Consider the following 10,277-nt stretch of genomic DNA (forward strand, 5'->3'; position numbering starts at 1 on the left):
GGCCGCACCAGCACGCTGAACCGCACCGGCAGCACCGACTCCGCGACCGCGACCAGGGGCTCGCCCTCGGTCAGCGCGTCCATCGTCGCGGGCACACCGGCGACGCGCAGGCCGACATCGCGGAGATGCTCGGCGTCAACTCGCTGGAGTCGCTGAAGCGGTTCGAGGCGCTGTGGAAGAAGCTGGCCGAGGGGCACCTGGACCAGCTCGCCCAGGGGTTCGACCTGCTCGGCACCGGGTTGGACGTGGCCGCCGTGGTCGTGGTGGGCCTCAAGCTCGCGGCCATCGTGCAGCTGATCACGCTGGCGGCGGAGATCATCGCGGACCAGGCGGCGGCGCCGTTCACCTTCGGCGCGTCCGAGGCGGCGGCAGCGGCGCAGATCAGCATCACCCGGGTGATCGTCAAGCAGCTCATCGAGCAGGCCGTGCAGTCCGTCGAGCAGCAGCTCATGGACGCGATCACCGGTCCGGTCTTCGCGGCCCTGGAGGCGGCGGGCATGGAGCTGGCCGGTCAGCTCCTGGGCAACGTGCTGGGCACCGACGAGGGCGTCGACCTGGGCAAGGTCGCCTCCGCGGGCGGGGAGAGCTTCGAGCGCGGCGTGCAGGAGTCCGCCGAGAACCTGCGGAACCTGCCGCAGAACACGCTGAACGACACGGTGGCGAGCGCCGGTTCGATGGCGACCGCGAGGAGAGGGGTGCCGGCCGGTGAGTGACATCCACATCGACCCGGACCACCTGACCCGGTCCGGCGGCACGCTGGAGAGCTTCGGGCAGAAGCTGCACGCCGGTGGCGACAAGCTGGCCGCCGCCGGGCACAAGCTGGCCGCGAGCGCGTCCGGCGACCGCACCGGGATCGGCGCGACGCTGACGAAGTTCTTCGGCAAGGCCACCGAGATCGGCGGGAAGGTGGTGTCCGAGGGCGGCCGGGTGGCCGAGAGGTCCGGGCACAACCTCAAGGAGACGGCGAAGTCGATCCAGGCGGTCGACCAGCACTACGAGCGCCACTTCTCCGGGACGCACCAGGACCGCGCGTCGGTGCGGTCGGTGCACGGCGGCGGCACCACCACGACCTCCAGCGCGTCCGGCGGCGGCTCGAAGGTGCACGCGCCCGGTTCCGTCGGCCACGGCGGGAGCGACCCCGGCGCGCACCACGCGGATCCGGGCGGTGGCGCCGGCGTGCACCTGCCCCCGACGCCGCCCGGTGGCGGTGGCCCCGGCGGCGGTGGCGGTGGTCCGGCCGGTGGTCGCAACCTGGGCCCGTCCTGGCGCGAGGAGTGGGACAAGCACTTCACGCCGAAGGAGCGCCAGGAGCTCGACAACGCGATGCACAAGCTGTCCGAGGAGCCGCACGACCGCGGCGTCCCCGGTTCCGGGCGGCTCACGCAGCACGAGCGCGAACTGATGGCGCGGGCGCAGCAGCACGTCACCATCGGCAACGACACCCCGATGCAGAAGGTGATCCCACCGGGTGACGTCGACAAGTACCTCAAGGGTGACTACAAGGAGGTCGGCGGGTTCGTGGCGCGGCAGCAGGACGCCACCCACCTGAACACGCCGGCCGCGCTGGTCCAGGGCAACCGGCTGGACTACGCCAACAGCCCCTACCACCCGAACATGGACCGGGTGAACGTGATCGAGTTCCCGGCGAAAGACCCGGAGCTCTACAAGACGCCGCTGGGTGCGCCGGTCGCGACCGACCACGGCGCGCTGGACCGCGACCCGTCCGTGCGCAGGGCGTCCGATCACATGCACGACGCCGCACGCACGGTCGGGCTCGACCCGACGTCTTACAACAGGTCGAACTACAGTTGGCCCTACAGCGGCGTGGGCGTGACCGCCGACCCGAACGGCGTGCCGGAGCGAGAGATGTCGAAACGCATGGATATCCCGCACGGCGCGCAGATGGTCGAGTACGACCGGAATGGCCACCGCACCATCAGCCACGTCTTCGACCAGGATCTGGGTTGGGTGCCGGCGTCATGAGTTATCCGTCATTCCGGTCCGGCACTCACGTCCGCATGAACGGGCGTGAGTACGAGGCCGCGTACCGCAACGACAGCGACACGGTCGTGGTCATCGAGAAGACGCCGGAGAACCCCGACCCGTCCCGGTACCAGTGGGTCGACTACTACCGGGGCTGGGTCGGGAAGTATCCGCTCAGCGACTGCGACCGGGTGTTCGCGGTGAACACGTTCGCCAGGTACAGCGGCTACCGGGTCGAGGTCGTGTCCGTCAACGACGACGGCACCGTGAAGATCCAGTACGCCGACTGGAACGGCGCCTGGGCCACCACGGCGGGCGGGTTCGTGGAGCACAACAAGTACGAGCTCTTCAAAACCGTGCCGGTCCGCGAACTGCACGACTACCACGAAGAGCAGCGGGACCTGCTGTTCCAGAAGTGGCGTGAACGCACGTTCCCGCGGCCCGCGGAGGAGACGCCGTGACGCTGCCGGTTCCCGGGTCGGGTGCGCTCAGCCCGCGCGAGCGCGAGCTGACCGCGCGGGTGCACACCGTGGTCACCCTCGACCCCGACACGCTGATGGTGAAGGCACTGCCCCCCGGTGCGCCGGAGCGGTACCTGGCGGCCGAGGTGTCGCAGGGCGTGTGGGGGCAGCGCTCGCCGTTCGACTACCGCACGGTGGGCGGCACGGTCGTGCGCGCGCAGGACGTGGCCCAGCTGCGCACGCCGGTGGACTTCATGCGCGCGCTGCGGCTGGACTACCAAGGGTCGCCGTTCCGCCCGGACCTGCCGGTGCTGCACCTGCTGGAGTTCCGGGCGGTGGAGCCGAACAAGTTCGTCGTCCCCTTCGGCGCCCCCTCGGTCTCCGACCCGGCCGCGCCGCTGCCGTGGGACTCGGACGCGGTGCGCGAGGCGGCCTACGCGATGGCGGACGCCGCCGCGGCGGCGGGCGTGGACCCCAACACCTACCGCAAGCAGATCAACCCGTGGCCCTACAGCGGCACCGGGATCACCGCCGACCCGCAGCTCGGCGTGCCGGAGTGGTGGCGTCGGCCGGACCGGGTGCCGGGCGGGTCGGTGATCGTGGCGCACGGGCGTGACGGCGTGCGCACGGTGGTCGCGGTGTACCGGGGAGAGGCGTTCGGATGGGAGCCGGTGCGATGACGTACACGCGCCCGAGGTCGGGCATCTACGCCACCGTCCGCGGTGTCGAGCACCTGTGCAACGACTACCCGGAGGACGGGCGGGTCGTGCTGGTGTCCCGGGAGGCGGACAACCCGGACCCGGAGCTGTTCGGCCGGGACGAGGCGCGCGGCCTGTGGGTCGCGGTGGTCGGCGTCGACCAGTGCGAGCGGTTGACCGACGTCACCACCCGCACCGGGTACAAGGGCCGGGTGTGCCAGGTGGTGAGCATCGGCCCCGGCGGCGACGTCGGCCTGTACTTCCTCGGGGACGACAAGTCCGAGGCGGCCGAGCTGGGCTTCGTGCAGGTCGACCAGGGGACCTGGGCCAAGACCGTGAACGTCCACGACCTGCCGGACCTCTACGAGCACCACGCCGACCTGCTGTTCGAGCGCTGGTGGAGCGGCAACCACCCGACCGGGTGAGATCGGCGGCACGCACCACGCCGCGGTCGCGCCGTTAGACTGGGTGGCGACCGCATCGAGGGAGATCGCAGAAGTGGCAGGCGAAGTCGACGTCTCCGGGTGACTACCCGGCCCCGCAGACCACCGCGCGTGCGCAGAGCACGTTCGCAGTGGTCGCGTCGTCGATCCCTGATCCGCGCCGGGCCTGACGCCCGCGTCCCACCCGAAGGTCTTCACCCATGTCTTCCGTCGTGTGCACCTCCCTGTCCTTCTCCTGGCCCGACGACACCCCGGTGTTCGACGACCTGTCGTTCACGGTCGGCGCCGGCCGCACCGGGCTGGTCGCTCCGAACGGCGCCGGCAAGTCCACGCTGCTCCGGCTGATCGCCGGTGACCTGCGCCCCACCAGGGGTTCCGCGTCGGTCCGCGGCACCCTCGGCTACCTGCCGCAGCACCTCCCGCTGGCCGCGGACCTGACCGTCGCGCAGGTGCTCGGCGTCGACGGCGTGCTGCGGGCGCTGCACGCCATCGAGTCCGGCGACGCCGCCGAGGAGCACTTCACCGCCGTCGGCTCCGACTGGGACGTGGAGGAGCGCTCCCGCGCCCACCTCGACCGGCTCGGTCTCGGCGACGTGGCGCTGACCCGCACGCTCGACACGCTCAGCGGCGGGCAGATCGTCTCCCTCGGCCTCGCCGCGCAGCTGCTCAAGCAGCCGGACGTGCTGCTGCTCGACGAGCCGACCAACAACCTCGACCGCGCCGCCCGCCGCCGGCTGCACGCCGTCCTGGACGGCTGGAACGGCTGCCTGCTGGTCGTCAGCCACGACCGCGAGCTGCTGGACCGGGTGGACCGCGTGGCGGAGCTCTCCCGCGGCGAGCTGCGCCTGCACGGCGGGAACTTCACCGACTACGAGCAGGCCGTGCGGGTCGAGCGGGACGCCGTCGAACGGGCCGTGCGCAACGCCGAGCAGGAGGTCAAGCGCGAGAAGGCGCAGCTGCAACAAGCCCGTGAACGCGCCGCGCGCCGCGCGAGCACCGCCGCCCGCAACCTCGGTGACGCGGGGCTGCCGAAGCTGTTCGCGGGCAACATGAAGCGCAACGCGGAGAAGACCGCCGCCCGGTCGGAGGAGACGCACGCCGACCGCGTCGCGGACGCCCAGTCCAAGTTGGACGACGCGAGCCGCAACCTGCCCGACGACCAGGCCATCACGCTGGTGCTGCCCGCGACGACCGTCCCGGCCGGGCGCACGGTGTTCCAGGGCGAGAACCTCCAGGTCCACCACGGCGACCGCGCGGTGTTCGCGGACCCCGGCGTGGACCTGACCGTCCGCGGTCCCGAGCGCATCGCGCTGACCGGCGCGAACGGCGCGGGCAAGTCCACGTTGCTGCGGCTGCTCGACGTCGGTGACCGGGTCGCCTACCTGTCCCAGCGGCTGGACCTGCTCGACCCGGACCGCAGCGTGCTCGACAACCTCGCCGCGGCCGCGCCGGGCCTGTCCGCGGAACGCCGGATGCACCTGCTGGCGCAGTTCCTGTTCCGGGGTGACCGGGTCCACCTGCCGGTGGGCGTGCTGTCCGGTGGTGAGCGGCTGCGCGCGACGCTGGCGTGCGTGCTGTTCGCCGAACCCGCGCCGCACCTGCTGCTGCTCGACGAGCCGACCAACAACCTGGACCTGGTGAGCGTGGGCCAGTTGGAGAACGCGCTCAACGCCTACCGGGGCGCGTTCGTCGTCGTGAGCCACGACGAGCGGTTCCTGGAGGGCATCGGCGTCACGCGGCGGTTGGTCCTCCAGGACGGGAGGCTGCGCGACGCCGGGTGATCACCCGAGCGTCCTGCCGCGCGGACAACGGGTGGGGCGGCACGTCGGTCGTCTCGTCGATCCAGACGAGATGCTTGCGCCAACAAGCAACAAAGCCGACGGCAGCCGCCCCACCTGGGGTTTTCCGATCCCTGCGCGATGCGCTGGGCGAGATGGAGCATTGACTTGGTTTCATCGTTCACTTAACAATCTCCCCGCTCGCGCCCCTGCCGCGCCCTTCGTCGGAACAAGGCGGTTTCGGATGACCCACGGCAAGTCGAGAACGCTGGCGGCACTCGTGTCCGCCCTGCTCGGCCTGGTGACGGCGTTCGCGGTGGTCCCCACCGCGCACGCGGCGTCGCTCCAGGAAGTACGGGACTTCGGGGCGAACCCGAGCGGGATCAGGATGTTCCTGTACGTCCCCAGCACGGTGACGGCGAAACCGGCCGTGGTGGTCGGCGCGCACTGGTGCCACGGCACCGCCCAGGACTTCTACGGCGGCACGCAGTACGCCTCGCTGGCCGACCGGTACGGGTTCATCGTCATCTACCCGTCGGCCGTCAGCTCGGACGGCTGCTGGGACGTCCACTCGCAGTCGGTGCTGACGCACAACGGCGGCGGTGACGCCCAGGGCATCGTGTCGATGGTCAAGTACGTGCAGCAGCGCTACAACGGCGACCCGGCCCGCACGTTCGTCACCGGCCACTCCTCGGGCGGCATGATGACCAACGTCCTGCTCGGCTCGTACCCGGACGTCTTCCAGGCCGGCGCGTCGTTCGCCGGCGTCCCCTTCGGCTGCTTCGCCGGGTCGAACTCGTGGAACACCGAGTGCGCCGAAGGCCGCGTCGACAAGACCCCGCAGCAGTGGGGCGACCTGGTGCGCGCCGCCTACCCCGGCTACACCGGCCCGCGCCCGAGGGTGCAGCTGTGGCACGGCACCGAGGACGACGTGCTGCGCTTCGCCAACTTCGGGGAGGGGATCGAGCAGTGGACGAACGTGCTCGGCGTCAGCCAGACGCCCACCTCCACCGAGTACAACACCCCGCGCAGCACCTGGACCCGCACCCGCTACGGCACCCGCGTCGAGGCGATCCGCGAGCAGGGGCAACCGCACAACCTCCAGCTCCTGGCCGACGAGGCGATCCGCTTCTTCGGCATCGGCGAGCAGCCGTCGTCCGGGGCCTCCCTGGTCGGCGTGCAGTCCGGCCGGTGCCTGGACGTCGTCGGGGCGAGCCGGGTGAACGGCGCCGCGATCGACCTCTGGGACTGCAACGGCGGCGCGAACCAGCAGTGGACGGCGACCGCGGCCGGTGAGCTGAGGGTCTACGGCGACAAGTGCCTGTACCCCGCGGGCGGCGGCACGAGCGCCGGCACGGCGGTCCAGGTCCAGGACTGCACCGGGCAGGCGTCGCAGCGGTGGGTGGCGCAGTCGGACGGTTCGATCAAGGGGTCGCAGAGCGGCCTGTGCCTGGACGCCGAGGCCCTGGGCACCGCGAACGGCACGAGGGTCCTGCTGTGGTCCTGCAACGGGCAGGCCAACCAGCGGTGGACCCGGCGCTGACGCGGCCGGCGGCGGTGGTCAGCCCCCGGGCGGACGCGGTGTCGCGACGTCGGGCGGGCTGCCACCGCCGCCCTCGTCGCGCGCGGCGGCGATGGCGGTGACGATGCCGTGGTAGCCGGTGCAGCGGCAGAGGTTGCCGGAGATCGCCGTGCGGATCTCGGCCTCGGTGGGCGACGGGTTGTCGCGCAGCAGTTCCGTCGCCACCGCGAGCATCCCCGGCGTGCAGAAGCCGCACTGGAGGGCGTGGTGGCGGCGGAACGACTCCTGCAGGGGGTTCAGGGCCGTGGTCGCCAGGCCCTCCACCGTGGTGATGTCGGCGCCCTCCGCCTGCGCCGCCAGGACGCAGCAGGACCGGGCCGTCGCACCGTCCAGCAGGACCGTGCACGAGCCGCACGCGCCCTGCTCGCAGCCGACGTGCACGCCGGTGAGGCCCAGGTCGTGCCGGAGGAAGTCGGCCAGCGTGCGGCGGGGTTCGCAGTCCGCCGCGCGGGTGTGGCCGTTCACGGTGACGGTGACCTTCACCCCGCCACCGCCTGCCGCAGCGCCCGGCGGGTGAGCACGGCCGTCATGTCCCGGCGGTACGCGGCCGGTGCGCGCAGGTCGTCGACCGGGTCGGTCGCGCCCGCCGCCGCTTCGCCCGCCGCGGCCAGGACCTCGGCGGTGGGCGTTTCGCCCAGCAGCAGCTCCTCCGCCGCACGGGCCCGGATCGGGGTGGGCGCCGCACCGGCCACGGCGATGCGGGCCTCGGTGACGACGTCGTCGGTGAGCACGACCGAGGTGAACACCGCCGTGATCGCCAGGTCCTGGGGCCTGCGGCTCAGCTCGGCCACGCCGTGACGGGCCGTCGACGGCGGCAGCGGGATCCGGATGCCGGTCAGCAGCTCGTCCGGGGCGAGCGCGGTGCGGTGCGGGCCGAGGAAGAAGTCACGGGCGTCGATCGTCCTCGTGCCGCCGGGACCGCGGGCGGAGAACACCGCGTCCAGCGCCAGCAGGACGGCCGGCAGCTCCGCCGCCGGGTCGGCGTGCGCGACGCTGCCCCCGACCGTGCCGCGGTTGCGCACGGACACGTGGCCGACGTGCGTCAGGGCCTCGGCCAGCAGCGGCGCGGCCCGGCGCACGACCGGTGACGTCTCGGCGGCGCGCAGCCGGGTCAGCGCCCCGAGCACCAGCGCCGAGCCGGTCTGCTCGACGTCGGTCAGCGGCAGGCGCGACACGTCGACCACGACCGCCGGCCGCCGTGACCGCGCGTTCAGCAGCGGGATGAGGCTCTGACCGCCCGCCAGCGCCACCGCGCCCTGCCGCAGCGCTTCCACCGCCATCCCGGGCGTGGACGCCCGGACGTAGTCGAACGGCGCCGCCTTCACCGGTCGGTCCCGGCGCGGATCGCGGCCAGCAGGTCCGGCGGGGTGATCGGCAGCGACGTGATCCGCACGCCGAACCCCGCCAGCGCGTCCTCCACGGCGTGCGCGATCGCCGCCCCTCCACCGATCACCCCGGCCTCCCCGGCACCTTTGAAGCCGCCCGGGATGTGGTCCGCGGGCGTCTCCGTGTGGTCGATCCCGAACGGCGGCACCACGGTCGCCGTCGGCAGCAGGTAGTCCGCGAACGACCGGGTCAGCGCCTCGCCCGCCGGGCCGTAGGCCAGCCGCTCGTACAGCGCGCCGCCGATGGCCTGCGCCGCGCCGCCCTGGAGCTGGCCGTCCACGATCATCGGGTTGATCACCGTGCCGCAGTCGTGCGCGATGAGGTAGCCGAGGAGGTCCACGACCCCGGTCTCCACGTCGACCGAGGCGAGCACGGCCGTGCAGCCGAACGCCGTGGCGACGTTGACCGGGTCGTACACCTCGCGCTCGTGCAGCGTCGGCGCCTCGTCGTCGGGCAGCACGCCGTGCGGTCGCCGGTAGGCCGCGTCACCGATCTCCGCGAACGTCACCGCCCGCCCCGGCACGCCCTTGACCGACACCACGCCGTCGGTGATCACCAGGTCGTGCGGCGAGGCCTCGAAGACGTGCGCGGCGATGCGCAGCACCTTGGCCCGCAGCCGGGTGGCGGCGTTGAGGACGGCAGCTCCGCCGACCGCGGCGGCACGGCTGGCCGCGGTGCCGTACCCGGTGTACGGCGCGGTGTCCGTGTCCCCGGCGATGACCGTGACGTGGTCCAGCGGCACGTCGAGGGCGTGCGCGGCGACCTGCGCCAGCGCGGTGTGGATGCCCTGGCCCATCGACGTCTGTCCGGTGTGGACGCTGACCCGCCCGGTGGAGTCGATGCGCACCGCGGCCTCGTCGAAGCCCGAGTGGTCCAGGCCCGACATGTTGACGATCCGGGACGGCGCGAACGCGGACACCTCGTTGTGGAAGGCGTAGCCGATGCCGACGTGCGCGCCGTCCGCCCGCGCACCGGCCACGCGGTCCGCCCACCCGGCGCGGCGCACGGCGTCGCGGCACAGGTCGAGGCACTCGGCGTACCGACCGCTGTCGTAGACGAACACCGGGCTCTGGTAGGGGAAGTCGGTCACGAAGTTGCGCCGGCGCACGTCGTGCGGGTCCAGGTCCAACCGGCGGGCGAGCGCTTCCACCATGTGCTCGTGCACGAAGTTCGCCTTGGGCAGCCCGTAGCCCCGGTAGGCGCCGTACGGGGTCTTGTTGGTGACGACGCCGACGACGTCCACCCGGACCGCCGGGATGGCGTACGGCCCGGCCAGGACGGCGGCGGTCGTCCAGCACGGGCTGAGGCCGACGGTGCTGAAGTTCGCGCCGAGCACCCCGTGCACGGTGCCGCGCAGGCCGGTGATCGTGCCGTCGGCGCGGGCCGCCAGCTCGACGTCGATGCGCTGCTCCCGCGCGTGCACGGTGGCGACGAAGCTCTCCCGCCGGTCCTCGACGTACTTCACCGGACGCCCGGACGCGCGAGACAGGACGGCGGCCACGACCTGGTCGCCGTAGAACCCGGCCTTGGTGCCGAAACCGCCGCCGATGTCGGGCACGCGCACCCGCACCTTGTCCGCCGACAGGCCGAGGACCTCGGCGAACAGCTCGCGGACCAGGTGCGGGCTCTGGGTGTTGAGCCACACGTCCAGGTGCGAGGTGAACGGGTCCCACGTCGCGACCACGCCCCGCGTCTCCAGGGGCGCACCCAGCTGCCGGGCGAAGCGGAACGTCTCACGCAGCACCACGTCGGCCTGCGCGAACGCCGCTTCCACGTCGCCCTGCGCGACCGTGGTGCCGCCCGCCACGTTGTCCGGCCAGTCCTCGTGCAGGCGGGGCGCGTCCGGTGCCAGCGCCTGCTCCAGCGTCGTGACGGCGGGCAGCGGCGCGTACTCGACGTCGATCAGCTCCAGCGCGTCCTCGGCCGTGGCGCGGTCGAACGCGTCG

General features: G+C 72.7%; 10 protein-coding genes and 1 pseudogene. 7 read left to right on the plus strand and 4 right to left on the minus strand.

Features of this window, described 5'->3' with window-relative positions:
- Positions 1–95 (minus strand): annotated as a pseudogene (locus AB0G02_RS20095) (prephenate dehydratase); the annotation flags it as partial.
- 30 nt (positions 96–125) lie between these two features.
- On the opposite strand from AB0G02_RS20095, the gene AB0G02_RS20100 reads away from it, so the two are divergent.
- The 7 genes from AB0G02_RS20100 to AB0G02_RS20130 all read left to right on the plus strand — a co-directional run bounded on the left by AB0G02_RS20100 (position 126) and on the right by AB0G02_RS20130 (position 6,906).
- Positions 126–713, plus strand: a complete 588-nt coding sequence (locus AB0G02_RS20100) for a hypothetical protein (protein ID WP_360796471.1) — start codon at positions 126–128, stop codon at positions 711–713.
- Positions 706–1,983, plus strand: coding sequence for a hypothetical protein (locus tag AB0G02_RS20105; protein WP_360796474.1), 1,278 nt, complete (start codon positions 706–708; stop codon positions 1,981–1,983). The genes AB0G02_RS20100 and AB0G02_RS20105 overlap by 8 nt, the downstream gene beginning before the upstream one ends.
- A gap of 35 nt (positions 1,984–2,018) precedes the next feature.
- A complete protein-coding gene (locus AB0G02_RS20110) occupies positions 2,019–2,444 on the plus strand; it encodes a hypothetical protein (protein WP_360796477.1) in 426 nt (141 codons plus the stop codon).
- Positions 2,441–3,124, plus strand: coding sequence for a hypothetical protein (locus AB0G02_RS20115; protein ID WP_360796481.1), 684 nt, complete (start codon positions 2,441–2,443; stop codon positions 3,122–3,124). Before AB0G02_RS20110 ends, AB0G02_RS20115 begins: the two co-directional genes overlap by 4 nt.
- On the plus strand, positions 3,121–3,567 hold the full coding sequence (locus AB0G02_RS20120; RefSeq protein WP_360796484.1) for a hypothetical protein: 447 nt from the start codon (positions 3,121–3,123) through the stop codon (positions 3,565–3,567). The genes AB0G02_RS20115 and AB0G02_RS20120 overlap by 4 nt, the downstream gene beginning before the upstream one ends.
- Positions 3,568–3,785: 218 nt before the next feature.
- Complete coding sequence (locus AB0G02_RS20125) at positions 3,786–5,366, plus strand: ABC-F family ATP-binding cassette domain-containing protein (RefSeq protein WP_360796487.1); 1,581 nt, start codon at positions 3,786–3,788, stop codon at positions 5,364–5,366.
- A 241-nt stretch (positions 5,367–5,607) separates the two neighbouring features.
- Positions 5,608–6,906 carry a PHB depolymerase family esterase gene (locus AB0G02_RS20130; protein ID WP_360796490.1) on the plus strand — a complete coding sequence of 433 codons (1,299 nt, stop codon included), beginning with the start codon at positions 5,608–5,610 and terminating at the stop codon, positions 6,904–6,906.
- A gap of 18 nt (positions 6,907–6,924) precedes the next feature.
- On the opposite strand, the gene AB0G02_RS20135 is transcribed toward AB0G02_RS20130, so the two are convergent.
- The 3 genes from AB0G02_RS20135 to AB0G02_RS20145 form a co-directional block, all read right to left on the minus strand.
- The gene (locus tag AB0G02_RS20135; RefSeq protein ID WP_360796493.1) at positions 6,925–7,428 is read right to left on the minus strand and encodes a (2Fe-2S)-binding protein; all 504 of its coding nucleotides are present in this window, start codon (positions 7,426–7,428) and stop codon (positions 6,925–6,927) included.
- Positions 7,425–8,270 carry a xanthine dehydrogenase family protein subunit M gene (locus tag AB0G02_RS20140; RefSeq protein WP_360796496.1) on the minus strand — a complete coding sequence of 282 codons (846 nt, stop codon included), beginning with the start codon at positions 8,268–8,270 and terminating at the stop codon, positions 7,425–7,427. Before AB0G02_RS20140 ends, AB0G02_RS20135 begins: the two co-directional genes overlap by 4 nt.
- Positions 8,267–10,277: molybdopterin cofactor-binding domain-containing protein (locus AB0G02_RS20145; protein WP_360796499.1), on the minus strand; the 2,011-nt coding region annotated here is incomplete at its 5' end. The genes AB0G02_RS20140 and AB0G02_RS20145, both read right to left, overlap by 4 nt.

The sequence above is a fragment of the Actinosynnema sp. NPDC023658 genome (assembly GCF_040639995.1).
In the GTDB taxonomy this organism is placed as follows: domain Bacteria; phylum Actinomycetota; class Actinomycetes; order Mycobacteriales; family Pseudonocardiaceae; genus Actinosynnema.